The organism is Ruegeria sp. E8 (assembly GCF_056533985.1).
The window spans coordinates 1-23958 of record NZ_JBQFOY010000019.1 but is presented as its reverse complement, the minus strand read 5'-3'; the positions used below and the strand labels follow the sequence as shown (position 1 = coordinate 23958).

Annotated in this window: 23 protein-coding genes and 1 pseudogene; 9 read left to right on the top strand and 15 right to left on the bottom strand. The window is 58.4% G+C overall.

Annotated features, from left to right (window positions below):
• Positions 1–58 precede the first annotated feature (58 nt).
• The 8 genes from trxA to regB all read right to left on the bottom strand — a co-directional run bounded on the left by trxA (position 59) and on the right by regB (position 11884).
• On the bottom strand, positions 59–379 hold the full coding sequence (gene trxA / locus ACR0LF_RS19190) for a thioredoxin (protein ID WP_480577338.1): 321 nt from the start codon (positions 377–379) through the stop codon (positions 59–61).
• A gap of 60 nt (positions 380–439) precedes the next feature.
• On the bottom strand, positions 440–3799 hold the full coding sequence (addA, locus tag ACR0LF_RS19185) for a double-strand break repair helicase AddA (protein WP_480577334.1): 3360 nt from the start codon (positions 3797–3799) through the stop codon (positions 440–442).
• Complete coding sequence (addB, locus tag ACR0LF_RS19180) at positions 3796–6720, bottom strand: double-strand break repair protein AddB (RefSeq protein ID WP_480577331.1); 2925 nt, start codon at positions 6718–6720, stop codon at positions 3796–3798. Before addB ends, addA begins: the two co-directional genes overlap by 4 nt.
• Entirely contained in the window at positions 6713–7399 is a 687-nt protein-coding gene (locus tag ACR0LF_RS19175; protein ID WP_480577328.1) for a nucleotidyltransferase family protein, read from the bottom strand. Before ACR0LF_RS19175 ends, addB begins: the two co-directional genes overlap by 8 nt.
• Positions 7396–8400 carry an aminoglycoside phosphotransferase family protein gene (locus tag ACR0LF_RS19170; protein WP_480577324.1) on the bottom strand — a complete coding sequence of 335 codons (1005 nt, stop codon included), beginning with the start codon at positions 8398–8400 and terminating at the stop codon, positions 7396–7398. Before ACR0LF_RS19170 ends, ACR0LF_RS19175 begins: the two co-directional genes overlap by 4 nt.
• Positions 8397–8870, bottom strand: coding sequence for a tRNA (adenosine(37)-N6)-threonylcarbamoyltransferase complex ATPase subunit type 1 TsaE (gene tsaE, locus ACR0LF_RS19165; protein WP_480577321.1), 474 nt, complete (start codon positions 8868–8870; stop codon positions 8397–8399). The genes ACR0LF_RS19170 and tsaE overlap by 4 nt, the downstream gene beginning before the upstream one ends.
• Before the next feature lie 41 nt (positions 8871–8911).
• Positions 8912–10420, bottom strand: coding sequence for a PAS-domain containing protein (locus ACR0LF_RS19160; protein WP_480577318.1), 1509 nt, complete (start codon positions 10418–10420; stop codon positions 8912–8914).
• Between the two features lie 66 nt (positions 10421–10486).
• The gene (gene regB / locus ACR0LF_RS19155; RefSeq protein ID WP_480577315.1) at positions 10487–11884 is read right to left on the bottom strand and encodes a sensor histidine kinase RegB; all 1398 of its coding nucleotides are present in this window, start codon (positions 11882–11884) and stop codon (positions 10487–10489) included.
• Positions 11885–11974: 90 nt separating this feature from the next.
• On the opposite strand from regB, the gene ACR0LF_RS19150 reads away from it, so the two are divergent.
• The 3 genes from ACR0LF_RS19150 to ACR0LF_RS19140 all read left to right on the top strand — a co-directional run bounded on the left by ACR0LF_RS19150 (position 11975) and on the right by ACR0LF_RS19140 (position 13710).
• Positions 11975–12601, top strand: coding sequence for an SCO family protein (locus ACR0LF_RS19150; protein ID WP_480577312.1), 627 nt, complete (start codon positions 11975–11977; stop codon positions 12599–12601).
• A gap of 81 nt (positions 12602–12682) precedes the next feature.
• A complete protein-coding gene (locus tag ACR0LF_RS19145) occupies positions 12683–13237 on the top strand; it encodes an ActR/PrrA/RegA family redox response regulator transcription factor (RefSeq protein WP_480577308.1) in 555 nt (184 codons plus the stop codon).
• 101 nt (positions 13238–13338) lie between these two features.
• A complete protein-coding gene (locus ACR0LF_RS19140) occupies positions 13339–13710 on the top strand; it encodes a VOC family protein (protein WP_480577305.1) in 372 nt (123 codons plus the stop codon).
• An 85-nt stretch (positions 13711–13795) separates the two neighbouring features.
• Here ACR0LF_RS19140 and ACR0LF_RS19135 read toward each other — a convergent pair whose 3' ends face one another.
• A complete protein-coding gene (locus ACR0LF_RS19135) occupies positions 13796–14518 on the bottom strand; it encodes an SGNH/GDSL hydrolase family protein (protein ID WP_480577302.1) in 723 nt (240 codons plus the stop codon).
• Between the two features lie 53 nt (positions 14519–14571).
• Positions 14572–15165, bottom strand: coding sequence for an HD domain-containing protein (locus tag ACR0LF_RS19130; RefSeq protein ID WP_480577298.1), 594 nt, complete (start codon positions 15163–15165; stop codon positions 14572–14574).
• Between the two features lie 206 nt (positions 15166–15371).
• Between ACR0LF_RS19130 and ACR0LF_RS19125 the strand changes: the two genes are divergently transcribed.
• The 4 genes from ACR0LF_RS19125 (at position 15372) to ACR0LF_RS19110 (ending at position 18424) form a co-directional block, all read left to right on the top strand.
• Entirely contained in the window at positions 15372–15686 is a 315-nt protein-coding gene (locus ACR0LF_RS19125) for a hypothetical protein (RefSeq protein ID WP_480577295.1), read from the top strand.
• 104 nt (positions 15687–15790) lie between these two features.
• Positions 15791–17179, top strand: a complete 1389-nt coding sequence (gene ahcY / locus ACR0LF_RS19120; protein WP_480577292.1) for an adenosylhomocysteinase — start codon at positions 15791–15793, stop codon at positions 17177–17179.
• Positions 17180–17192: 13 nt separating this feature from the next.
• A complete protein-coding gene (locus tag ACR0LF_RS19115) occupies positions 17193–17942 on the top strand; it encodes an extensin-like domain-containing protein (protein WP_480577289.1) in 750 nt (249 codons plus the stop codon).
• A gap of 140 nt (positions 17943–18082) precedes the next feature.
• Entirely contained in the window at positions 18083–18424 is a 342-nt protein-coding gene (locus ACR0LF_RS19110) for a DUF2853 family protein (protein ID WP_480577286.1), read from the top strand.
• Positions 18425–18641: 217 nt separating this feature from the next.
• Here ACR0LF_RS19110 and ACR0LF_RS19105 read toward each other — a convergent pair whose 3' ends face one another.
• The 5 genes from ACR0LF_RS19105 to tsaD all read right to left on the bottom strand — a co-directional run bounded on the left by ACR0LF_RS19105 (position 18642) and on the right by tsaD (position 22868).
• Positions 18642–19958, bottom strand: coding sequence for a hypothetical protein (locus tag ACR0LF_RS19105; protein WP_480577283.1), 1317 nt, complete (start codon positions 19956–19958; stop codon positions 18642–18644).
• Between the two features lie 160 nt (positions 19959–20118).
• Positions 20119–20541, bottom strand: coding sequence for an EVE domain-containing protein (locus tag ACR0LF_RS19100; protein ID WP_480578041.1), 423 nt, complete (start codon positions 20539–20541; stop codon positions 20119–20121).
• Positions 20541–20810, bottom strand: coding sequence for a YciI family protein (locus ACR0LF_RS19095; RefSeq protein ID WP_480577280.1), 270 nt, complete (start codon positions 20808–20810; stop codon positions 20541–20543). The genes ACR0LF_RS19100 and ACR0LF_RS19095 overlap by 1 nt, the downstream gene beginning before the upstream one ends.
• A 1-nt stretch (position 20811) precedes the next feature.
• Positions 20812–21774 carry an NAD(P)H-dependent glycerol-3-phosphate dehydrogenase gene (locus ACR0LF_RS19090; protein WP_480577277.1) on the bottom strand — a complete coding sequence of 321 codons (963 nt, stop codon included), beginning with the start codon at positions 21772–21774 and terminating at the stop codon, positions 20812–20814.
• Positions 21771–22868: a tRNA (adenosine(37)-N6)-threonylcarbamoyltransferase complex transferase subunit TsaD gene (gene tsaD / locus ACR0LF_RS19085; RefSeq protein WP_480577275.1), complete on the bottom strand. Its 1098-nt coding sequence runs from the start codon at positions 22866–22868 to the stop codon at positions 21771–21773. The genes ACR0LF_RS19090 and tsaD overlap by 4 nt, the downstream gene beginning before the upstream one ends.
• 98 nt (positions 22869–22966) lie before the next feature.
• Between tsaD and ACR0LF_RS19080 the strand changes: the two genes are divergently transcribed.
• Entirely contained in the window at positions 22967–23680 is a 714-nt protein-coding gene (locus ACR0LF_RS19080) for a uroporphyrinogen-III synthase (protein ID WP_480577272.1), read from the top strand.
• A gap of 54 nt (positions 23681–23734) precedes the next feature.
• A pseudogene (locus tag ACR0LF_RS19075) lies at positions 23735–23958 on the top strand (hypothetical protein); the annotation flags it as partial.

Sequence of the window (23958 nt, the reverse complement as noted above, 5' to 3'; positions counted from 1 at the left end):
CCCAATAAAAAAGGCGCCCGGTTTCAGGCGCCTTCGATGTCTTACCGATCACATCGGATCAGATGGATTCGTCGATCCAGCTCTGCAGCGCTGCTTTCGGAGCGGCGCCGGCACGGTTCGAGACAACCTGACCGTCTTTGAAGATGAACAGCGCCGGGATGCCGCGCACGCCCATGGCCGCGGCCGAGTTCGGATTGCTGTCCACATCAACCTTGGCGATTTTCACCTTGTCGCCATACTCGGCGGCCAGCTCTTCCAGAGCGGGGCCGATCTGCTTGCAGGGGCCACACCATTCGGCCCAGAAATCGACAACAACAGGGATGTCGGAATTCTTGACTTCGGCGTCAAAGGTTTCGTCGGTTACGGCTACGGTCGACATTCTCTGTCTCCTGAATGGGGTAAACTCGGGATCAGAACGTAGGGTCGGTACATGGCAAGGTCAAGATATCCGGGCGCGGGTCAGCGCATCTGTCACAAGATCGTGCGGCAACCACATGAGGTCAGCGGTGCGTGTCCATAGGATGGCCGTGCTGATTTTGTGATCGGGATAGATTTGTGCCAGCGCCTGAGCATAAGCGCCCATCTGCCGCAACAGGCCTTCGGGACATTTTTCCGGGGTACCGGGGACCGTAGCATTTGATTTGAAATCAATGATATGCACCTCGGTTTCAGTCACGATCAACCGGTCGATCACCCCGTGCATGGTCTGACCGTGCAGATCAGCGGTGACGGGAACCTCGGCCAGCGTGTCCGCAGCGAAAACCGCGCGCAGATGGTCCGAGGTCAGCACGGTTTTTACCTCAGCCAGCAGTTCCTGCCGTTCGGCATCCTGCATATCCGGCAGAACCCGGGCGCAAAGCTGCGGCCAGTTGTCCGGCGCGATGGCGGGCAGATGTTCGAGCAGCAGGTGCAGACGCGTGCCGCGCAGCTTTGCCGCCTCTTCATCCTGACCAGCATCCCCCGGCAGCGCCTTGGCCCCACCCAGATCAGAGGGGCTGAGGGTTTCGGGTGCGGGCTCTGGTGCGGCAGCTGGTTTAAGAAATTCATCTGGCAATTGGGTGTGAGTGATTTCGGGTTCTGCGCGCTCGACAAGCGGCAGCGCCTCCCAATCCACATGCGACAGGCGGAGTGTTTCCGAGCCCGAAAGCTGCGCGGCCCCTGCCCGCGCCATTGCGGCCTCAACCATCTGATACCAACTGGTCCCATCCTTACCGACATCCCCAGCCGCGCCCACGATTAACCATTTTTCAGCCCGTGTTAGAGCCACATAGAGTAATCGAAGCCGCTCATTCTCTTCCCTCGCCCGTGCCTCAGCCCGTGCTGCGGCGACCAGCGTTGGAGAGGCATCCGCAGGAACTTTCCAAAGCGGTGTGCCCTCACCCACCATGATCTCGGCATCGCGCGGGGCTTGTCGTTTTCCGGTATCCGGAAGGATCACGATCGGTGCTTCAAGCCCTTTTGATCCATGCACCGTCATCACCCGGATCATGTTACCGACACCGCTCATCTGCCGTTTGATTTCCAGATCATCGGTCTGCATCCAGACGAGGAACCCCGTCAGGCTGGGAATATCAGAGCGTTCATAAGCCAGAGCCTGCGACAGCAGCGCATTGATGCCATCCTCGGCCTCGGCCCCCAGTCGTCCCAACAGTTTGCGCCGCCCGTCATGGCGGGTCAGGATGCGTTCGATCAGGTCATACGGGCGCAGAAAGTCGATCTGTCCGCGCAGGTCGTTGAGGATTTCCATCGTCTCCGGAAACTCCTCGGACCGTTGGCGCAACGCAGCCCACAGGAAATGTTCCTGCCGTCGATGCGCCAGATCGAACAGTTGTTGTTCCGTCCACCCGAATAAGGGCGATTTCAATACCGTCGCCAGCGACAGACTGTCTTCGGGCGTGGCCAGGAAATTCAACAACGCGGCCAGATCCTTGACCGCCAGCTCCGCGCCCACTTTCAACCGGTCCGCTCCGGCGATGGGCAGGCACAGCGCTTTGCAGGCGCGGATGATCTCGGCAAACAGGTCTGAACGCCGTTGCACGAGGATCAGGAAATCCCCCGGCCGCACCTTGCGCCGGACAAATGAGCCGGGTGTTTCGCCATCCTCGGGGATCGTTTCGCCAGAATCGATCATGCCCTTGATCGACCGGGCCACTTTCTCGGCCAGGATAACGGTATGGTGCCGCGCGCCGGGGCGGTCGACCGGATCGGTCCAGTCGCCGTCGTCATCCACTTCGACCTTTTCAACCACCGGCCACAGGTCAACGCGACCGGGCAGATCGGCTTTGAACGCGCGGTGCTGACTGTCCTTGTGAAACCCGGCCTCAGTGCGGTTTTCGAACAGGATATCGACCAGAGACAGGATCGCGCTGGACGATCGAAACGAATACTCCAGCGTGGAATCCCACAGTTTAGAGCCTGATTCAGCAAGTCTGCGGCCGAATTCCTGCTGCATCCGGTCAAAGGCTTGTGGGTCGGCGCCCTGAAAAGAATAGATCGACTGTTTCTTGTCGCCGACCACGAAAATCGTGCGCTCGACGCCGGATCGGGCCCCTTCCCCGCTGGTGAATTCCTGCGCCAGTTTTTCGATCACGTCCCATTGGTCCGGGCTGGTGTCCTGCGCCTCGTCCACCAGGATGTGGTCGATGCCACCATCCAGCCGGTACAGCACCCATTCCGCCACCGCCGGGTCGTTCAGCACCTGCCGCGCGCGCAGGATCAGGTCGTCGAAATCCAGCCAGCCGCGCAGCTGCTTGCGCCGTTCATATTCTGGCAGGAAGGCGGCGGCAAAGCGGTGTAGCACATGCGTTTTGCGCGCGGCGACCAGTGCCAAGCGCTGCTCACGCGCCGCCTCGATGCGTAGCATGAGCGCTTCTAGCTGCGGTAACTTTTCGGCCAATACGCCTTCACGCAGGGCTTTGGTCGGAAAACTGTTGATTTTGGCGGTAAAGGGCTCTTTTGCGGACTTTCCGGTCAAAAACACGCTTTCAAGAATCGGCAGGCTGCTGATCCGTGCCTCGGTAAACGCTGCCAGTTTGGCGGCAGCCTTGGCATTGTTGCCGCCGCTCTCAGTCAGCGGCGGCAAGATCGAGCGGATCAACTCAACCTCGCCGCCCAGAAAAACACGGGCTTTCAGGGCGTCTTCATCGAACGCTTCTGGCAGATCGAACCGTTGCAACACATCGGCCCACGCCATCGGCGTTGCGAACAGGTTTCGTTTATGGGTGATGGCGGCGGTCAGATTGTCGAACCCGGTGTCGGTGACGAACCGTGCGACATCTTCGATCAGTGCGGCCTGAGGCCCTTCGGCGAAATCCTCGACAATCTCTACGCGCAGCAATGCGGCGGCCCGATCTTCCATCTCGGAGAACTGCGGGCTGACCCCGGCTTCCAGCGGGAACCGCCGCAGCAGTGAGGCGCAGAACGAGTGGATGGTCTGGATTTTCAACCCGCCCGGCGTCTCAATGGCACGGGCGAACAAGGTGCGCGCCTGTGCCAAACGGTCCGGGTCGATAACCCCAGGCACGCCCAGATCGGTCAATTGGGAAAGCAGGCCGGAATCGTCCTTCATCGCCCATTGCCCAAGGCGATCAAACAGCCGGTTCTGCATCTCGCTGGCGGCGGCCTTGGTGTAGGTCAGGCAAAGGATATGCTGCGGTTGCACTCCGTCCAGCAGCAGCCGCGCCACCCGGTCGGTCAGAACACGCGTCTTGCCTGAGCCTGCATTCGCTGCCAGCCAGGTTGACGCGTCGGGCCGCGCAGCCTGCACCTGCCGTTCGGTTGCGTCGTTGCGGGCGCTCATGTCAGGTCCTCGGGAGTTGTTTCCTCGGTGCGATCCCACTCGCCGAACCGGGCCAGATGGTCATAGTCACCAATGTCGGTGTCCTTGTGCAGCATCCGTCGGGAGGTGAAGCCCTGATCAGGCTCTAAATAGGCGGAAACCAGCTCTTTCAGCTCAGCCAGAACCTTGTCGGGCGGTTCTTTGGCCAAGGGGGCTGCGACCTCTTTGTAGGTGCCGCCCATGCCGATGAAGACGGCTTCAGCCACCGAGGTCGGGTCGATCCCTTCGATGGCACCCTGCTCGGCCATCGCAGCCTCGATCAGCAGTTGTTTGTCGAACTTGGCCTGCTGACTTTCGGTTGGCGGGGTGCCCGTTTTGTAATCCACGATCCGCAGCGCACCACGGCTGTTGTGATCGATCCGGTCGGCACGGCCTGCGATGGTAAAATCAAGCGGGCTCAGCACCAGCTTCATCGCGGCCTCAAAGGCGACAGGCCCGCCATCGCCGCGTCTGGCGGTTTCGGCGTTCAGGAAATCGTCGGCGATACGCTCCAGCCGCGCCAGCCACAATTTGCGGGCGGTGGGCCAGGCAACGTGCTGATCCAACAAGGCTTCGGCGCGTTTCAGAAAATTCTCGCGGGTCAGCAACGCGGGGTCCAGCACGCTGTCCTTGACGAAATGCTCAAGGATCTCGTGAATGACGATCCCGCGCAGCAGCGCATCCGGTGCCTGCACCAGCGGATCCAGAGGTTTCAATCGCAGCACATGTTTGGCGTAGATGGCGTACGGGTCGCGGATCAGGCGCTTGATCTCGGTAACGCTCAGACGGCGTGGACGGGCCGCCACTGGCGGGCGCGGAGACGGGCGCGGCGCTGGGTCGATCCGTGGTGCGGCCTCAAGCTGCTCCGACCAGCGCAGGTATGTCTGGCCGCGGGCGCGCATGGCGGACAGGACCTGTGGGCCACCCTGCCCCGGCAGGCCCTGCAACAGGTTCGTCATGCGGTTCAGCCACCGAGATGGCACGGTTTCGGCGTCATCGGACCGCGTCGCGCGGGTTAGCCAGACCTCGGGCGCGCCAACGGCTTGCTGAAAATCATGGGCCGACAGGCCGATCCGGCGTTCGGGCAGCAACAGCCCCGCCTTGTCGCGCATCTGGCGGTTCAGCCAGGGGTCCGGAGCGGCCGCTTCGGGCCAGCTGCCTTCGTTCAACCCGCCCAGGATCAACAGATCGGCACCTTGCACCCGCGCCTCGAGCGTACCCCAGATCATGATATGCGGATGTGGCGCATCACGGTCGCGGACCTCTTCACCCGCCAGCAGCGCGCCCAGCAGATCAGCGAAATCGCGCGCTGTCATCGGGCCGCCATGTTGCGCCTCATCCTTCAGCGCGGTGAGGACTGCCAGAGCCTTTTGGCCCGCGTTCTTGTCCCAAAGCGTGCCCGCCTCACCTGTGCTGCCAGCCGAAATCGCCTCGGCCAGCATCGTCAGGCGGTCAACCCAGTCAGTGAGGTGTAATTCGCCGGGGATCTGCTGATCGCAAAAATGATGCGCGACCCATTTGACCCAACCTTCGGGCGCCTCTTTGCGTACCGCAAAAGTCGTGAGGCTGATGCTGTCAGGAAATGGTGGGCCTTGGCGGCGCAGGTCCAGTTCCAGATCACGAGTATGCAGCAGGTGGTTGCCGCGTTCACCACCGTCATGACAAAGCGGGTGTTTCAATAGGGTCAGCAACGCCTCAACCTCAAGACGGTGCGTGAACAGATTGGCGACATGGCGCAGGAAACGGCCCGGAGGCGAGAGCTGCAGTGGCAGGCCCGCGCTGTCGTCGGGCAGGATGTTCCACCGATCCAATGCGGCGCTGACCTGACGGGTCAACATGCGATCCGGCGTGATCAGAGCGGCGGTTTGACCGCTTTCAGCGGCTTGCCTCAGGCGCAGGGCAATCACCAATGCCTCAGCTCGGGGCGATTGCGCTTCGACCAATGTGAGGTCTTTGGCGGCACCTTCCAGATCGGTCAGTTTCGGGCCTTCGGACATCCAGGCGTCGGTGATGGGGGCTGGACGTAAGGCTAATGATATCAATTTGTTGCGCGCGGGTGAGGGGGCGGACAGATCAGTCCATGGGGTAATTTGATCGGGCGCCAGATCCAGCGCGCGCATCAGCTTGCGGAAACGGTATTGCGGGTGATCTTCTGAACTCAGCGCATCATCCAACCCCCGCCAAACATGATCCGGCTGGTCGAAATCATACCCGGGCAGCAACAAGGCCCCTTGTGGCAGGCGCGCGATGGCCTCCATCAGCATCAGGGTGGTGCCGCGGGAACCGGTAGAGCCCGCCAGGATGACCGGGTGCTGAGGCGGTTCATCCTGCCAGCGCGCGATCAGGTTTTCGACCACGCGGCGCTGGCGGGCCTGTGCGTCCATTGCCTGCACGCCGGTATCGATGAAGTGGTCCGCAATGCCGATAAAGGCCTGTGCCCGCGCCCAATGACCGGACATGTCACTGACATCCAGTTGGCGGATGGTTTCGGGCGACACGCCTTCGCCCTGCATTTCGTCAATCAGTGCGGCGAGGCTGTCGGACAGATCAAAGATCGAGGATCGGGCGGCCAGATCAGGCTGTTGTTCCAGCAGCTTGGCCACCAATTGCGTCAGTTCCAGCCGCCGCCTCAGCGGCGGGACAGCCGGGGGAATCCGTGCCAGATCAAGGTTTTCCCCAAGATCGGTGATCAGGGAAAGACGCGGCAGCAGGCAGGGTGGCCCCTGATTGAACAGCTCGCGCACGCGCCGTTCCATGCGCCGCGTGTTCAACACCAGCTCCACCCGTGCCAATGCTTCGGGCGGGCCAGAGCAGCGCTGTCGCAAGCCATCGACCAAGACCTTTGGGAAATCCGTGCCGGGCGGCACGGCATAGACGCGGGGCAGGGTGCTGGGTTCAAACATCAGCCAGCAAGCCCTCGGCCAGTGCGATCCCTTCGGGCCGACCGACATCGCACCAACGCCCCGGATACTCGACCGCGAAAAGACGGCCTTGACCGTGCATCTTGTTCCAGAGCAGGTTCAGCGAGAATGCCGATTGCGAAATCGCATGGAGCCCATCCGTTTTAAGGATCTGCGCGCCGCCATACACCAAACCGGGTCCGCGCGTTATGCGCCCATCCCGATCGGCGGTGAAATCTCCGTCCCCGGCATGGCCAATGGTTCGGGCAACAGGAACACACATCAAAAGCGCGTCCATGCGTTGAGGATCCCAAGCCTTCTGCAACAAGGTCAACGGGTTCGGACCCGACCAGATCGCATCGGTATTCAACGTGAACAAGGGATTGGTGCCCAGCAGGGGCAGGGCGGCTCGCAATCCGCCCCCGGTTTCCAGAATCTCAGGTTCTTCCCGAGATAACAGGATGCCTTTGGGGACAAGATGCGCCTCAAGCTGATCGGCGTGATAATGCAGGTTTGCGACAGTGCGAACGGGATCCATATCTTTGACCAGATTCAACGCGTGATCGATCAAGGGCCGCCCGGACACCTCGATCAAGGGCTTTGGCCGGTCTTTGGTCAGCGCGCCCATGCGGGTGCCAAAACCGGCTGCGAACAGCATTACGGCATAGGGCGATCCGGTCATTGCGCTCTCAACTTGGCCAGGTTTTCGGGGGTGGGTTTGGGCAAGGCGTCGTGCAGCAGGGGCGCCACCGAAACCAGGGCAGGGTGATCCAGATCGCGCATCAGATGTGCCCAGACGGCCGGGATCATGTCCACGTAGTGCGGCTTGCCATAATCGGTTGCAAGACGTGCGAATACGCCGAGAATACGAAGGTTCCTCTGCGCCCCCAACACGCTGTAAGCCGTGCGGAAATCATGGTCATCCATGCCAGAGGCGGCGATGTAATGGTTGATCATCTGCATTTCGATTCCGGCCGAAACGTTTCGGCGAATATCCTGCAGCAAAGACACCAGATCATAGGCGGGATGACCCAGCATGGCCAGTTGGAAATCCAGCAAACCGACGCGCTTTACGCCTTCGCGTTCCGGCAACCACAAAAGGTTTTCGGCGTGATAATCCCTCAGGATGACAACTTTCGTGCCGGATGTTTCACGATGCAGAATATCCGCGAAGCGATGTTCAAACCGGTCAAGGGCATCTTCGTCACACGCGCCTAAGATGCCGGCGGCGTACTTTGTAAATGACATGGCAGCCAGTTCCGTCATCAGGGACGGATCATAGGACGGTAAGGACAGAGAGGGCGACTGATGCAGGTGTAGCAGCACATCCGTTGCCGCCCGGTATAATTCGCGTTCTTTGGCCGGGTCTTTGTCCAATACGCGGGCAAAAAGATCATCGCCCAAATCTTCCAACAGAAGAAATCCGTATTGAGTATCTTCTGCGTAGATTTCCGGTGCGCTCAGACCGATCGAACGTAGGTATTCTGCAACGCGTACGAAGGGTACGACATCATCGCTTTTTTCAGGCGGCGCATCCATCAAAACACAGGTGCGCCCAGTAACCGTATCAGTCAGTCGTTCGTATTGCCGATTCGAGGCGTCGCCAGCCAATGGCGCACGTGTTGCACCGGCCCACGGTGTTTGCGCAATCAGGGCCTCGGCCAGGACTGTCCTGTTTGTCATGCAGTATTCTCCAGTTTTTCCGCCCACTTCGGATCGGACCAGGACAGGGTCAGATGGCGGGAATCCATCGTATTAGGGTCTGTTTCAAAGGTCAGCTTCAATGCCGTGCCGGGTGTCAGCGGACCCAGTTTACCCGGCCATTCCACAAGACAAATTGCCGATTCAAACGCGTCGATCAGGCCCAGTTCGTCAACTTCTTCCACCGCGCTCAGGCGATAAAGGTCGCAGTGCCAAATTTCGCCAGCCGGGGTGTCGTAGGCCTGAACCAGAGTGAATGTTGGCGACGGCACGTCTTCGGGTTCAGACATCAGCGACTGAATGAGATTGCGTGCAAAATGTGTCTTGCCGCTGCCGATTGCGCCTTCAAGCAGCAGAACATCGCCCGGGCGCAGAGATGTCGCAATACGGGATGCGAACTCGGCAGTTTCTTCGGGTGATCTGAAGGTCAGTGATCGCGGCGTCAGTGTCATGGCGCCACAATGGCCTTGCGCCCAATCGGCTGCAACCCGGTTCAGGCGCTGATCTGCGCCATCACAGAGGTTTTCGCAGGAAAACCGGATTGCGCAAACCGCACGATCGTCGCGCCGTTTTGTGTCGGAGTGACGGTGCAATCCACAGCGATGCCGGACCTCATCTGAATTTCCGCTGTCCATTCCGCCCGGTTATCCCGCATTTCGACGAAATCCCGTATCTCACCTAAAACGGGTGTCGCAAAACAAAGGTCCTGCCAACGTCGCGTGACATCTGTGACTGTTTCAGTTTGAAACCCAACTTCCTGTGTGTCTCCCCAGAGTTTCTGGTAGGCATAATTGGTGAAAGCCAGGGAACCGTCATCCGCAAAGACGGCAATCGCATCCGCCAGTTTGTCCAGAATAGACTGCATCAGATCCATTTCAGACCGAAAGCGCCGAGTGAGCGTGATTTCCGCGGTAATATCCTCGAACAGAAAGGCCACCGCGCCATCAGGGTGGGGTCGGCCGCTGACGGAATAGACTGATCCGGATGGCAGCGACCATGTTTCATGATAGTTACCGTCTTCCGCCGCCTCCAAAAGGTCGTTCATCTGACGTCGCCAACTGCGATAATTCTTAGGTTCCGGCATCATGTGCTGATCCCGTAAACGATCAAAAAAACTGCTGAGACCGGGGCGACAACTGAGAAAATCGGGGGGCAGGGTGGTCAGGTCGATCAGGGCCGGGTTGAACAGGGCCAATTGCCGATTTCGGTCGAAGATCGCGAGGCCGATGGACAGTTGCGCGAAAGTCTTGGTCATCGTCTGCACGAATTTGCGCTGGGCGGTCTCGGCTTCGACAATCGCGTTGATATCAACGGCGTAACACAGATGACCATTTTCGTGCTCGATCCGCGTCAGATCGAACCATAGTTTGCTGCTGCTGCCTGTTACTTCGACCGATTCACGTGTTTTCCCGGACGGTCGTGCCGCATCTTCCGGATTTGTAAAAAGTGGCTCAGTCAGATCGGCATCCTGATCTCGTGCCTTGCGAACAAGCGTGACATAGGTGGCGTTGCACCACTGCACCCGATTGTCGTGATCCAGCAACCAAACCGGGTAGGGGGCCTGATCCATGGCCAGTCGGGTCGGTTCGCTTGAGGCAATTGATCCGGCAGAAGGAGCATTGGCACGCCGGCAGAGACGCACGCGGGCGATGCCATCCACCCACTCAAAAACCACATCGCGATCAACGGTGCAGTCTATGGCCGAAACCACAAGATTGCCCTGATCACGCACCTTTTCAGGCGTTTCGGGGAATGTCGGGAAATCCCTTTGCAGCAGGCGCCGTAAATCCTGCCAGTTTCCCACATGCTCAAACCCGGCCAGTGCGATATCGGAATGGCTGATCAATTGATCACCATCGAACAGAAATACCGCGTCGAATAGAGAGGTGTTTGAAAACAAACCAAAAGCTTCATCGCGCTGTGCACGGCGCGGTAACAGCCAGTGAAGGGCGAAACGGCCTGAAACAAGGCTGATTGCGGCCAGAATGATCCAATCGGCCATCAAATTCCTCAAAGCTCAATGAAACCGGGCCCGACTATGCGGGCGATTGGTTAACGGTCTCTTAATTCACACCTGAATGCGCTTGTTCGAGCCTGAGGGAACCGGGGTGTCGCCCTTTTGCGCGTCAATCAGTTTGCGCGGCCAGGTCACTTTGACGATCGCCCCCCGCCGATCCGGATTATCGGTCAGGTGCTGGTAAGGGTCAGAGCCATTGGCGAATTCAAGCTCGGCACCGCTGCGTTCCAGCAGGGTTTTGGCGATGAACAACCCCAGGCCCATACCCTCGTATTCAGGGCGGGCTTTCTGATCGGATTCCGCCCGCCTGCGGCGCATAAAGGGATCACCGATACGCCCGATCATATGGGCCGGATACCCGCGCCCGTCATCCATGATGCTGACGGAGATCAAGGTGTCGGTCCATTCTGCCTCGACCCAGACATTTGCGCGGGCAAAATCGACAGCATTCTGGATCAGGTTGCGCAGCCCGTGAATGATTTCGGGCTTTCGCAGGATCGATGGCTGCTGCACATCCCCGTCCTGCGCTGGCCCTTCCGAGAAATGGACCTCTTTGCCCCGGCCGATATGCGGTTCGGCGGCTTCGTTCACCACTGTTGAAAGTGGGGCCTGCCGTAGATGCAGATCATCTTTGCCGGCCCGTCCCATGTCGCGCAGAATATCGCGGCAACGGTCGGCCTGTTCGCGGATCAAAGCGGCGTCTTCTTTCAGGTCGGGGCGGTCGTCCAGCTCTTCGATCAATTCCGCGCTGGTCAGTTTAATTGTCGCCAAAGGTGTTCCCAGCTCATGCGCAGCAGCGGCCACAACACCGCCCAGATCCGTCAGCTTCTGTTCGCGCGCCAAGGCCATATGCGTCGCGGCCAGCGCTTCGGACATGGATTGAACCTCGGAACTGACACGGTGGGAATAGGCCCCGATGAAGACGATAGCGATAACGATAGCAGCCCAGTTGCCGAACAGCAGGATTGCCGGAATATCCAGAACAAGCCCAAGGCTGGTCCGCAGCGGTAGGTGAAATTCTGCCAGGACTGTCGTCAGAACAATCGCGACAGCCCCGACAATCAGGGTTGAGCGTGTGCTCATGACATTGGCCGAGATCGTGACGGGCCCCAGCAGGAGCAGGGCAAACGGATTGTTCAGCCCGCCCGTCAGATACAGTAGTATCGACAGCTGCAGCAGGTCGAACAGCACCATCAGGAAGTTTTCGAATTCGGACAGCCGCTTGTTCTGCGGAAACAGCAGAATGGCGGTCAGGTTGCCCATGACGGAAATTCCGATAGCCAGATAACACAGGCCTAGTTCCAGCTGTACGTCATAGTATCTCTGGGCAACGGTGATTGCAGTAAACTGGCCAATGATGGCCACCCAGCGCAACAGGATCAGGGTACGCAGACGAATCCAGCTGCTGCGTTCCTGGCCGCGCCAAAAAGTCTGATTGGATTCTGCCATCGGTCACTTATGTCCTGTTGCATCGGCTGTTCATCTTGATAGGTGTCCCGCCCGGAACGATCAACAACCCCTTGCGACCGGAAAATCCAAATGACCCGTCTTTACGCAATTCTCGCAACCGTTGTTCTGGCTATTGGCCTTGGTGCAATGTGGCTTTTGACGCGTGGTGGCGGATCTGACGACAAGTTCGCGCAATGCCGCTCCAGCCAGATTGCAGGCGGGGCAGCGGCTATTGGCGGACCGTTTGAACTGGTGAATGGCAAGGGTGAGACGGTAACCGACAAAGATGTGATCACGGAACCGACGCTGGTCTATTTCGGGTACACGTTCTGCCCCGATGTCTGCCCGTTTGACATGTCGCGCAATGCCGACGCCGTGGATGTTCTGGCTGAGCGCGGATATTCCACGACCCCGCTGTTCATTTCTATCGACCCGGATCGTGACACGCCCGAGGTGGTGGACGACTATGCCTTCAACCTGGGTGGCAAGACCATTGCGCTGACCGGATCGGCGGAACAGGTCAAAGCGGCAAGCAAGGCCTACAAGACCTATTTCAAGGCGCATGACAAAAGCGACGAGTTCTATCTGGTAGACCATTCCACCTTCACCTATCTGGTCACGCCGGAAGACGGATTCCTTGAATTTTTCAAGCGCGATGACACGGCCGAGCAGATGGCGGACAAGGTCGGGTGCTTTCTGGATCAGGCATCGTCATAACAAGGTTGTTTGACCTTTGTTTCTGCGCTGCTAATACTCAGGTCCAAGCCACAGGCACGAAATAGCGGAAAGACCCAACATATGGCAGACAGTTCTCAGCTTGACATCGGCCCCGACAAATCCCTGCTTTTGGTGGATGATGACGAGCCGTTTCTGAGACGTTTGGCAAAGGCCATGGAAAAACGCGGGTTCGAGGTTGAAACCGCAGGCTCCGTCGCCGCAGGCCGCGCGATTTCCACTGCTCGCCCCCCGGCATATGCGGTTGTTGATCTGCGTTTGGAAGACGGCAACGGGCTGGACGTGGTCGAAGTGCTGCGGGAAAAACGCCCCGACAGCCGTGTTGTGGTTCTGACCGGGTACGGCGCGATTGCCACCGCCGTTGCCGCGGTCAAGATCGGTGCCACCGACTATCTGTCCAAGCCGGCCGACGCGACCGACATCACCAATGCGCTGCTGGTCAAGGGCGACGAGCTGCCCCCGCCGCCAGAAAATCCCATGAGCGCGGACCGCGTGCGGTGGGAGCATATTCAGCGGGTCTATGAGCTGTGTGATCGCAACGTTTCCGAGACTGCCCGCCGCCTGAACATGCACCGCCGGACGTTGCAGCGGATTTTAGCCAAGCGCAGCCCGCGCTGAGCGTGGTAAAATCACTATGACGGTTAAGTGATTTGTAACATTTCGTCCTGTTCGGGAAAGTGCAGCCTGACTGAAAGATAACCTCAGAACAGGATGTTGCTATGATCGGCTACGTAACCGTCGGTGTCTCTGACATGGAGCGGGCAAAGGAATTTTACACCAGTCTTCTGGCAGATAAAGGCGCGAAGGTCGTTCTGGACGCAGACCGTATCGCGTTTATCGGAAATGACGCGGCCGCCCCGATGATTGCGGTTTGCGAACCTTATGACGGCAGCGGTTGTACTGTCGGAAATGGTACGATGGTTGCCTTTGCCGCTGATTCCAAGGACGACGCCAAGGCGCTGTATGACAAAGCAATTGACCTGGGTGCCGTAGATGAAGGCGAACCCGGTCAACGTATACCGGATCAATTCTATGGTGCTTATGTGCGCGACCATGACGGTAACAAGTTATGTTTCTACGTCTTCGGCTGAAAACGCAGGTGTAGCCCTCTTCAAAGCCAAACGCCTGTCCGTGAGGAGCGGAGGGCGTTTGGTGCCCCTAATTGCACTCGAACTCTTAAGGTCGCTGCGGTAAACAGGGGATTGTTGAACACAGTTGATCAGCCAGCTGGCGATATCCTTCCGCGTTGGGATGCAAACCGTCAGATGTCCAATCGGACACATTCTCTGAATACAGCGGTGGCGGCGTAAGAAAGGTGCAGTTCGCCATAGCCAGACAGGTTTGTTGCGCGGCAGAATTGAAGGCCGTTCGAAAGGCTTCTTGCTCTTGGGTCCAATCTGCACTTCCGACAGGTAATACAGACCGCCAGATCAAGGTGTCAGCGTGCCTGAACAAATCCGCCAGTTGCCCGACCTGCCCCGGAATGTCTTTGGGATCGGCGCCTGTCAGAGCATCGTTTACGCCAATGCCCAGATACCAGGCCGGAACATGTTCAACCAATTCCGGCTTCGTCCGCGCGATCAGTCCCGAAACGGTGTCGCGGCTGATCCCCAGGTTCAGCGAGTTTGGCACTGTATTGCTGGTCAGCCACCCTTCAATGATCGAATCGCCGACAAAAGCCACTTCGATCTCCGCTGAGGCCAAAGCCTGAGAAATCGGGCGCTCATGCAACCAGACCATCATTTTATAGTGATCGGTTTCCATAACGGGTGTGTGAGCCCCGGTTATTTTGCGCGCTGTCTTTGTGAGAAGACCGGTTTTTGCAAAAAGGATGACCAGAGCAAAGGTCAGCAGCAGATTGACCACAAGCAAAACCCGGTTTCCGTTCCTGTGTTTCATCCCGTTCTCATCACCTTTTGTGTGTGCGGTTCAGAACTTCGCTGCACAACCTGTCATAGCTGAGCAATCAGGGCTGCGTGGCGCTCCAAATAAGCGTGCCGGACCTCGATCGGTGGGCGCAGTCTGATCTGTAGCCCTGACATAAGAGTTTTGTCCGGGCGGCCAAAGAATTTGGAGGCCTCGGCCTCGGAAAAGCCTGCGATCTGCGTGGCTTCCATCCAGGCGCTGATCTTGTCGGCCTTCTTAATCTGGCGTTTCACCGTTTTCGGCACCTCAGCCGGCAATCCAAAGCGGATATGGATTGATGCCGCCAGCCGGTCGTCCAACGCGCCATAGTCGGGGCCGACGGCGGATTTCACAGGTGAGATCATGTCGCCGATCACATATTCTGGCGCATCGTGTAACAGGGCTGCCAAACGCCATTTCATAGGTGTTTTTGGGGCAATGCGGCCAAAAATCTCTTCAACCAAAAGGGAATGTTCGGCCACTGAATAGGCGAAATCGCCGTTTGTCTGACCGTTCCAGCGGGCCACAAAGGCCAGACCATGCGCGATATCTTCGATTTCGATATCCACAGGGGTCGGGTCCAGCAAATCCAGCCTGCGGCCGGAAAGCATTCGTTGCCATGCTCGGGGTTGTGTTGCCATTCTGCCATGCCTTGTGATCTAGGACACGTTTATGCCGCGTTTTTATGCTATGATGTACCTGTCTGGATCACATGCTGCCAACAGTTTCTTGAGCATTCGTGCTTTGAACTGGCGCACCTAGATCCCGACATCAAGGACTGAGGGGGGTGCATACTCCTCCCAGTGTGCCCCTCTCGATCCGAAACACGTATCGAAAGGAGCGTCCTATGTTCAAACGTTTATTCGCAATAGCCCTGACCTTCGGGATGGCCGCGACTGCGCCGCCCGCCTTTGCCCAGAATTGTGCATCGCGGGATGACATCATATCCAAATTGCAGAGTAACTATGCCGAGGAATTGGCCTTTGGCGGTCTGCAAAAAACGCGCGGCGCACAAGCTGTGATGGAGGTCTGGACCTCGAAAGAAACGGGCAGTTACACCGTTTTGGTAACCAATGCGAATGGCATAAGCTGTATTGTTGCCGTTGGCACAAATTTTTTTGAAGCGATACCAAAGCTAAAAATTGAAGGCACGCCAAGCTGATAATGGCCATTTGGCTTCCGATCACTGTCTTCAAAGTTGCCACCTGTCCCAAGGAATGCTAGGGGCAGCCGGGACTGTGATTTACCGGAGAAATGGAGCACCTGATGGCCGGGGACTATATCGTTAAAGACATTTCATTGGCTGGGTTCGGCCGTAAAGAATTGGATATCGCCGAAACCGAGATGCCGGGCCTGATGTCCCTGCGCGCGGAATACGGCGAAAGCAAACCTCTGAAAGGTGCGCGGATCGTTGGATCGCTGCACATGACCATCCAAACCGCTGTTCTGATTGAAACGCTGGTGGCGCTGGGCGCAGATGTGCGCTGGGCATCGTGCAACATCTTCTCGACGCAAGATCATGCTGCTGCGGCGATTGCCGAGGCGGGTATCCCTGTCTTCGCCATCAAGGGTCAGACGCTGGAAGAGCATTGGGATTACCTGGACAAATCCTTCCTGTTCGAAGACGGCCCGAACATGATCCTGGACGATGGCGGCGACGCGACGCTGTACATCTTGTTGGGTGCGCGTGCTGAAGCAGGCGAGGACATCATCCCTGTGCCGGGTTCGGAAGAGGAAGAGGTGATCAAGAAGCAGATCGCCAAGCGTATGGCCGCAAGCCCCGGCTGGTTCACCAAGATGCGTGACCAGATCCAAGGCGTGTCCGAGGAAACCACCACGGGTGTGAACCGCCTGTACCAGCTGGTCAAAGACGGCCACCTGCCGTTCCCGGCGATCAACGTGAATGACTCGGTCACCAAATCGAAATTCGACAACAAATACGGCTGCAAGGAATCGCTGGTTGACGGTATCCGCCGCGCCACCGACACCATGATGGCCGGTAAAGTTGCCGTGGTTTGCGGTTATGGCGACGTGGGCAAAGGTTCGGCTGCTTCGCTGCGTGGCGCTGGTGCCCGTGTGAAAGTGACCGAGGTCGATCCGATCTGTGCGTTGCAAGCGGCCATGGACGGGTTCGAAGTCACCCTGCTGGAAGACGAAGTCGCATCGGCGGATATCTTCATCACCACCACCGGCAACAAGGACGTGATCCGCATTGAGCATATGCGCGAGATGAAGGACATGGCCATCGTCGGCAACATCGGTCACTTCGATAACGAAATTCAGGTGGCCAGCCTGAAGAACCACAAGTGGACCAACATCAAGGAACAGGTGGACATGATCGAGCTGCCCTCGGGCAATCGCATCATCCTGCTGTCCGAAGGCCGCCTGCTGAACCTCGGCAACGCCACCGGCCACCCCTCGTTCGTGATGTCGGCCTCGTTCACCAACCAGGTTCTGGCCCAGATCGAGCTGTTCACCAAAGGCGATCAGTACAACAACGACGTCTACATCCTGCCCAAGCATTTGGATGAGAAAGTGGCGCGCCTGCACCTGGATCGTATCGGCGTGAAGCTGACCCAGATGGACGCAGATCAGGCTGCTTATATCGGCGTGAAACCGGAAGGTCCGTACAAGCCGGAACACTACCGCTACTAAATTCCGTCTGACCATGACGCAGAACTCTGGACGCCGCCGGTTTGTTTACTCGGCGGCGTCTTTCGTTTTCAGACTTGCGGCAGTGATGATCCTGCTGGGCGGTGGGGGTTGGTGGATATTGGCGCATCCCGAAACGCCGGTACCGTCGCATTGGAACCCGTTGCGCGATCTGAAAGTGACCGCTCCGGTCACTCCTGTCACAAAGTTTCAGCTGAACCGTGCTTTGGCGGACGAAGCGCTGTGCCGCAATGCCCTGGCAGAAGCAGGCGTTCAGTTCGAAGCGATGGAGGATCTGGTTGTAGACCAGAATTGCGGCATAACCGGGCGGGGTTTGCTGTCCCAACTGGTGAGCTCACAGGTTGAGGGTGTCGAAACCAGCTGTACAACCGCCTTGCGCCTGACCATGTGGGAGCACCACGTGGTGCAGCCTGCCGCGCGGGACATACTGGGGGTTGAAGTTGCCCGGTTGCGTCATGTCGGCAGTTACAATTGCCGTCGTATGCGTTCTGGAACGGCCGAAAACAGCCAATGGAGCAGCCACGCCCGCGCGGACTCGATCGATGTAATTGGCGTGGATACGGCTGATGGTCGGACGCTGAAGCTGCTGTCCGACTGGCAGAGCGCAGGACCTGAGGGCGCTTTTTTGCGGCAGATCTGGCGCGGAGCCTGCGGCTGGTTTCGCGTGGTTCTTGGCCCTGATTTCAATCGTTTGCACGCGGATCATTTCCACCTGCAAGGCCCGGGCTGGGGGTATTGCCGTTAGACCGGTCTGCAAAAACCGTTCCCAATCTGACTAAGGGGGAGAAATCGCAGATTTTTTTCCTTTTGGACAATCCCATGCCGCGGCTACTCTTCCGGCCATCGGTGAAAAGCGCCGGATCAACGGATGAAGGAGACTAGGATATGGGCAAGCGCGACGATCTGATCGCCAAATACGCAGAAGACCTGAAAGCCAAATGCGGTATGGACCCCGATATGGACCTGCTGACCAAGGTCACCATCGGTTGTGGTCCGGCGATCTATGACGCAGATGCGGCAACCGTTGCGGCCAGCCAGGAGTCCGAACTGGAAACCGTCAAGAACAACTTCCTGATCAAGAAGCTGGGTCTGGCCGATGGTCCCGAGCTGATGGAAGCGATCAATAAAGCCATGGAAACCTATGGCATGTCCGAGCGCAACAAATACCGCGCCGTGGTTTATTACATGCTGACCAAACACTTTGGCAAAGAAGCCGTCTACGGCTGATCAGACTTTGATTTCGTAATGCGCCCGCTTTTTCAGGCGGGCGTTTTGAATTTGAATTGCACTTTAAAGACTTGGCGTTTGAAACGTGGGGCGCGGTTGGCCTATGGTCAAACCGTGACCAGGACGGTCAGAACCAGACATTTCCATACGCGTGTGGTGAGTAGGGAGCACGCGGGGGTAGGGAAGGTTCTGCATCGTCAGGGCCTTCCCTCATTTCTCATCTCAGCTCATTAAGAATACGCGCTATGAAGTTATCGAAGTCGGTGGGCTCTGGCTCTGAATTTCTTCGCGAACCGCCACCACCGCTACCTGCCAGATACACTTCTATCCGTCCCGGACGGGTTTTGCTGCCCGACCTTGTGAAATCTCGTGCAACACCGCCAAGAGTATCGGCCGCCATCGCCGCGTTTTCAGCGTCGCTCGGGTGATAGAACCGAACCTGTGTTTCTTTGACCCGAAAACCTACGCGCGCTGTTGCTACAACTGTGGCGCGTCCCTGAGTGAGCAGGTCAAACGCACGGCGGCTGGCCTCTTGCGACACTCTCGACGGGACGAAAAGAGAGACCTCCAAATCAATGGGGGATTGCGCAGGCGGAAGCGGTTTTACCTCTGTATAAGACGGGAGTGCGGATATCGTGATCCCCTGCGGAACCGGATCGTATGCCGCCAGTGAAACCTGTGAAACGATACCCTTGTTCAAAGGGTTGGGTTCACGGCTTTGAGGTTCGACCGTTGCCGGGGGCGAGGTTTTAAAACCTGCGGGTGTCGCCGGCGTTAAGGTCGGTTCGAGCGGTGCCGGAATGAAGATCGCCGGTGGGGTCGAAGACAGGTCTGGTTCCGGTGCTGCATTTGGCGGTACTGGTTTCGACGTCTGTGCGCCATCCGAACCCGAACCACTCTCGGCAGGAGTTGGCGGCGTCAATGCTGCCTCAATCAAAACATTCTGGTCGAGAGGTGCCTCATTGACCGTCTCTTCAGGTTCGCTGACAACTGACGGATTCGACACAGGCGCAGCCTCCAAGGCAACCGTATCGGTAGGCGCCTCTGTGGCCTGTGTTTTCTGCTGATCCGGTGAAGTTGCAAGCTCGGTCTTGGACGCTCGGTCAGAGAGCAGTTCTTCGATCTCTGGTAGGTTTTCGGTCGACGCATCCAGGTTTGCCGGGGCAGCGCCACTTTCAGTTGGCCAGATTTCGGCAATGTTTGTGATGGCCCATTGCAGGAAAGCGCCGCATACCAAGGCGGCCAGTATTATCGCGGCCCGACGTTTCGGTTTTTTCCTGTCGGGTTGTTCTTCCAAATTCAGTGAACGGACCCGGTCAGAAACGATCTCTTCGATTTTGGTTTCGTCCGGTTGGGAAAGATACGTGGTCTCAGAAGGTTTCAGAACGGGTTTTTCGCGCGGCTGTTCCTGTGCTTCGGCAAGCACTGCTGCGCGCTTTTCACGCGCCTCTTTCAGGCGCGCTTCCCAGGTTTTTGATTTCTTCGCAGCAACGGCGTCTTCGAAAATCCCATTGCTGCCTTTATCGTCAGACATGGGTTCCTACTTTCAGGAAAGACCGAATTTTGTTCGAACACCGCCAAATGTTTACGATTGCAAAATACGCAATCGACAAGCTTCCACTCGGCAAAGCCCATGGAAACATACCATCTTGTCAGGCGTATGAGAAGTTTTTCGCCTGACGGGGGTTTTCGGGTCAATCAGGCTGCGTTTCACCGAAGGCGCAGATAATCTTCCATTCGTCTTCCGTCACAGGTTGCACCGACAAGCGAGAGTTCTTTACAAGAACCATCTCTGACAGCCTCTCGTCACCCTTGATCTGGTCCAGCGTGACCGGTTTGGAGAAGGGTCGCACAGCTTTGATATCCACGCATTCCCACCGCTCGTCATCAGTGGTGCTGTCGGGATGGGCTTCGGCGCAGACCTCGACAATCCCGACCACCGATTTGTCTTTTTGCGAATGGTAGAAGAACCCCCAATCCCCGACGGCCATCTGACGCATGAAATTGCGCGCCTGGTAGTTGCGCACACCGTCCCATTCCTCGCCCGCGTCACCCTTTGCCACCTGCTGGTCCCAACTCCAGGTCGAGGGTTCGGATTTGAACAGCCAATACGCCATCAGCCGATCACCTTCTTCCATGGGATCAGTTCAACCGACTGAAACAATCCCGCTTTCGCGTAAGGGTCATTGTCGGCCCAGACCTGCGCTGCAGCCAAATCTTCGACGTCTAGGATGACCAGAGAGCCGATCATGGCCTCGCCATCCAACAGTGGCCCGGCCTGCGACACCACGCCGGTTTCCTCAATATAAGCCAGATGGGCCGCGCGGTTGTCCAACCGGGTTTGCAGCGCGCCGGGTTTGTCACGAGCGATGAGGGCGATCAGCATATTATTCCTCCTTGAGGGGTCGATTGAGCAGGGTTTGAATGGCCTCGGACACACTGTATGCGCCGTGGCTGAGATCCGCCACTGTGGCGCTGATGGGCATGTCCAGCCCATCCTTGGCCGCGATGTCTGACATGGCGCGCGCGGTGGCGACGCCCTCGACCGTTGTTTGCCTGTCGAAGGGCTGATTCAGACCCAAACTAAGGCCAAAACGGTAGTTTCTGGACAGATCAGAAGAACAGGTCAGCACCAGATCGCCGAGCCCGGACAGGCCCATCAGGGTGTCGGGACGCGCGCCGCGCATGGCGGCGAAACGCTGCATTTCTGCAAATCCGCGCGTCATCAACGCAGCCCGGGCGCTGTCTCCCAGCCCTGCACCGATGGCAGCCCCGCAGCCGATGGCCATGACATTCTTCAGCGCTCCGCCCAGTCCCGCTCCGATCGTGTCAGTGGTGCGATAAAGACGCAGATTCGCTGTGGTCAGTTCGGTCTGCAACGCCTTGCCAAGTTCCGTATCATCGCAGGCCAGCGTTAGCGCGGTGGGCAAGCCGCGTGCGATGTCATCGGCGAAACTGGGGCCCGTCAGCAACGCGATGCGGGCATCCGGGATAACGTCCTTGATCACCGCCACGGGGCCGAGGCCCGAGGACAGCTCAATCCCTTTGCAGCAGGCCACCAGTGTTTTGCCGCTCAGCTTTGGTGCATGATCTTGCAACGCGCGGCGCAATTTCTGCATCGGCACCGCGAGCAGAAGCGTTTCAGCTTTGGTTGCCTGGTCAATATCCGAGGTTACGGTGATGCCCTTCGGCAAGCTTACACCGGGCAGCCGGGCGGCATTTTCGCGTGCCTCCTGCATCTGCCGCGCCTGATCGGCGTTCCTTGACCAGAGTGTCACAGGCCCGTTGCCCGCCAGCGAGATTGCAAGCGCAGTGCCAAATGCGCCGGACCCCAGAACGGAAACACTCATGCCTTGGCCCCTTTCTTGCCGCTGCCCAGCATTGCCGGGCTGCGCTGATCCAGAGGCCAACGAGGGCGGGCGGTCAGGTCCAGACCATCACGTGCGCCGGAACGAAAACGCTCAAGACCCGCATAGGCGATCATCGCGGCATTGTCCGTACACAGCGCCAGCGGTGGAGCCGTAAACCGGGTGCCTTTTTCGGCGCATACAGTCTCTAATGCGGACCGAATGGCTGAATTTGCGGCCACCCCACCGGCGACGGCGATCACAGGATCGGTCGGGTTGTGATCCAGATACAGATCAATCGCACGCCGGGTTTTCTCGGCCAATGTGTCTACAATCGCTTGCTGAAACCCGGCGCACAAATCCGCGCGATCCTGGCGCGTCAAGCCGCCCTTTTCGGCAACGATCTGATCGCGCATCCGCATCAGCGCGGTTTTCAGCCCCGAGAAGGACAGATCACAACCCGGTCGGTCCAATAGAGGTCTGGGAAAGCGGAAGCGCTTGGGATCACCAGCGCGCGCCTCGGCCTCGACCGCAGGGCCGCCGGGTTGTGGCAGGCCCAGCAGGCGGGCGGTTTTGTCGAAAGCTTCCCCTGGCGCATCGTCGATGGTGCCGCCGAGCCGGGTGAATTGCTCTGGCCCGTGGGCGATCAGGTATTGGCAATGACCCCCCGATACCAAAAGCATCAGGTATGGGAAGGCGATCCCGTCGGTCAGCCGCGGTGTCAGCGCGTGACCAGCAAGGTGATTGACGCCGACCAGAGGCAGGCCGGTCGCCGCGCTGAGACCCTTTGCGCACATCACGCCGGACATGACCCCGCCGATCAGGCCCGGACCGGCAGTAACCGCGATGGCGTCCATGTCACGCAGGGACAGACCGGCGGAGTCCAGCGCTTGCATGACGCAAACATCCAGCTTTTCAGCATGCGCGCGGGCTGCAATCTCGGGCACGACACCGCCAAAAGCGCTGTGCAGGTCGGTTTGACCATGGACTATGGATGACAGGATTTCGGCCTCGGCGCCTTCGGTCTGGCGCACGATGGCGGCGGCCGTGTCGTCACAGCTGCTTTCCAATCCCAGTACGGTAAGTGTTTGCACCATCACCCTGATCCGTTGCATCATGATCTTACGGCGGGGTATCACCCTGCGCGGATGCAAACAATCCTCAAGGGCCAAGGCGCCACACGTTGTATTTGTTGATGACCCGCCCGCGCGCTGCCTCAGAAAGGTTCGTCGCGCAGTTGCCGACCCGCACCAGATCCCGGGTCCAGGTCATCTATTCCCCGATTCTGGAAATCCGACCGCTGCCGGTTGAGATCAATACCGAAGGGGTAAAGGGTTTGATCTTTACCTCGGCCAACGCGGTGAATGCCGCCGCCTCGAAAGGTGTTGACCGAAATTTGCCCGCCTTTTGCGTCGGGCCTGCGACGGCTGGAACGGCCAAGGGTTACGGTTGGCAGGCCGAAATGGTCGGGGCCACGGCAGAGGAGTTGGTGGGGCATCTGCTGAAGCACCGACCCGAAAGCCCCCTTTTGCATCTGCGTGGTGAGCACACGCGCGGTAATGTTGCCGGTCGCCTGACAGAATCCGGCCTGACGGTGCGGGAACAGGCGGTCTATCAGCAAATACTGTTGCCGCTAACATCCGAGGCGAGTGAGGCCGCGTACCGGGATTTGCCGGTTATCGCGCCGCTTTTCTCACCGCGAACGGCGCGACATTTTGCCGATATCTGGGCGGGATCTGCGCCTCTCTGGCTGGCTGCAATCAGCGAAGCGACGGCCGATCCCCTTTATTCCTTGGACTATGCGCGCCTGAAGATCGCGAAAGCGCCGACACCGAAGAAAATGCGTAAAGCTGTCAAAAAGCTTGTAAAACATGTGTTGCGGGTTGAGGGCGGCAAGGTCCCCGATTAACTTAACCTGGGCTGTTATTCATCTGAATTTGGATTCGATAAGGGGAATATTGCGGTGGCTGGTAAGAAGAAATCCGAAGAAAAGCCGGTGGAAGACCCCAAGGCAGAAGACGTTGTCGAATCCGATCTGCAACAGGAAGATACGCCTGTTGACCCGATCGAACCTGTAGAAGAGGACCTTTCCGAAGCCGAAGCCGAAGCCGAAGCCGAAGCCGAAGCCGAAGCCGAAGCCGAAGCCGAAGCCGAAGCCGAAGCCGAAGCCGAAGCCGATGCCGAAGC

Excerpts from the sequence above, each read along its gene's own strand:
- trxA (WP_480577338.1), bottom strand. The coding sequence starts at position 379 with ATGTCGACCGTAGCCGTAACCGACGAAACCTTTGACGCCGAAGTCAAG.
- addA (WP_480577334.1), bottom strand. The coding sequence starts at position 3,799 with ATGAGCGCCCGCAACGACGCAACCGAACGGCAGGTGCAGGCTGCGCGG.
- addB (WP_480577331.1), bottom strand. The coding sequence starts at position 6,720 with ATGTTTGAACCCAGCACCCTGCCCCGCGTCTATGCCGTGCCGCCCGGC.
- ACR0LF_RS19175 (WP_480577328.1), bottom strand. The coding sequence starts at position 7,399 with ATGACCGGATCGCCCTATGCCGTAATGCTGTTCGCAGCCGGTTTTGGC.
- ACR0LF_RS19170 (WP_480577324.1), bottom strand. The coding sequence starts at position 8,400 with ATGACAAACAGGACAGTCCTGGCCGAGGCCCTGATTGCGCAAACACCG.
- tsaE (WP_480577321.1), bottom strand. The coding sequence starts at position 8,870 with ATGACACTGACGCCGCGATCACTGACCTTCAGATCACCCGAAGAAACT.
- ACR0LF_RS19160 (WP_480577318.1), bottom strand. The coding sequence starts at position 10,420 with ATGGCCGATTGGATCATTCTGGCCGCAATCAGCCTTGTTTCAGGCCGT.
- regB (WP_480577315.1), bottom strand. The coding sequence starts at position 11,884 with ATGGCAGAATCCAATCAGACTTTTTGGCGCGGCCAGGAACGCAGCAGC.
- ACR0LF_RS19150 (WP_480577312.1), top strand. The coding sequence starts at position 11,975 with ATGACCCGTCTTTACGCAATTCTCGCAACCGTTGTTCTGGCTATTGGC.
- ACR0LF_RS19145 (WP_480577308.1), top strand. The coding sequence starts at position 12,683 with ATGGCAGACAGTTCTCAGCTTGACATCGGCCCCGACAAATCCCTGCTT.
- ACR0LF_RS19140 (WP_480577305.1), top strand. The coding sequence starts at position 13,339 with ATGATCGGCTACGTAACCGTCGGTGTCTCTGACATGGAGCGGGCAAAG.
- ACR0LF_RS19135 (WP_480577302.1), bottom strand. The coding sequence starts at position 14,518 with ATGAAACACAGGAACGGAAACCGGGTTTTGCTTGTGGTCAATCTGCTG.
- ACR0LF_RS19130 (WP_480577298.1), bottom strand. The coding sequence starts at position 15,165 with ATGGCAACACAACCCCGAGCATGGCAACGAATGCTTTCCGGCCGCAGG.
- ACR0LF_RS19125 (WP_480577295.1), top strand. The coding sequence starts at position 15,372 with ATGTTCAAACGTTTATTCGCAATAGCCCTGACCTTCGGGATGGCCGCG.
- ahcY (WP_480577292.1), top strand. The coding sequence starts at position 15,791 with ATGGCCGGGGACTATATCGTTAAAGACATTTCATTGGCTGGGTTCGGC.
- ACR0LF_RS19115 (WP_480577289.1), top strand. The coding sequence starts at position 17,193 with ATGACGCAGAACTCTGGACGCCGCCGGTTTGTTTACTCGGCGGCGTCT.
- ACR0LF_RS19110 (WP_480577286.1), top strand. The coding sequence starts at position 18,083 with ATGGGCAAGCGCGACGATCTGATCGCCAAATACGCAGAAGACCTGAAA.
- ACR0LF_RS19105 (WP_480577283.1), bottom strand. The coding sequence starts at position 19,958 with ATGTCTGACGATAAAGGCAGCAATGGGATTTTCGAAGACGCCGTTGCT.
- ACR0LF_RS19100 (WP_480578041.1), bottom strand. The coding sequence starts at position 20,541 with ATGGCGTATTGGCTGTTCAAATCCGAACCCTCGACCTGGAGTTGGGAC.
- ACR0LF_RS19095 (WP_480577280.1), bottom strand. The coding sequence starts at position 20,810 with ATGCTGATCGCCCTCATCGCTCGTGACAAACCCGGCGCGCTGCAAACC.
- ACR0LF_RS19090 (WP_480577277.1), bottom strand. The coding sequence starts at position 21,774 with ATGAGTGTTTCCGTTCTGGGGTCCGGCGCATTTGGCACTGCGCTTGCA.
- tsaD (WP_480577275.1), bottom strand. The coding sequence starts at position 22,868 with ATGGTGCAAACACTTACCGTACTGGGATTGGAAAGCAGCTGTGACGAC.
- ACR0LF_RS19080 (WP_480577272.1), top strand. The coding sequence starts at position 22,967 with ATGACCCGCCCGCGCGCTGCCTCAGAAAGGTTCGTCGCGCAGTTGCCG.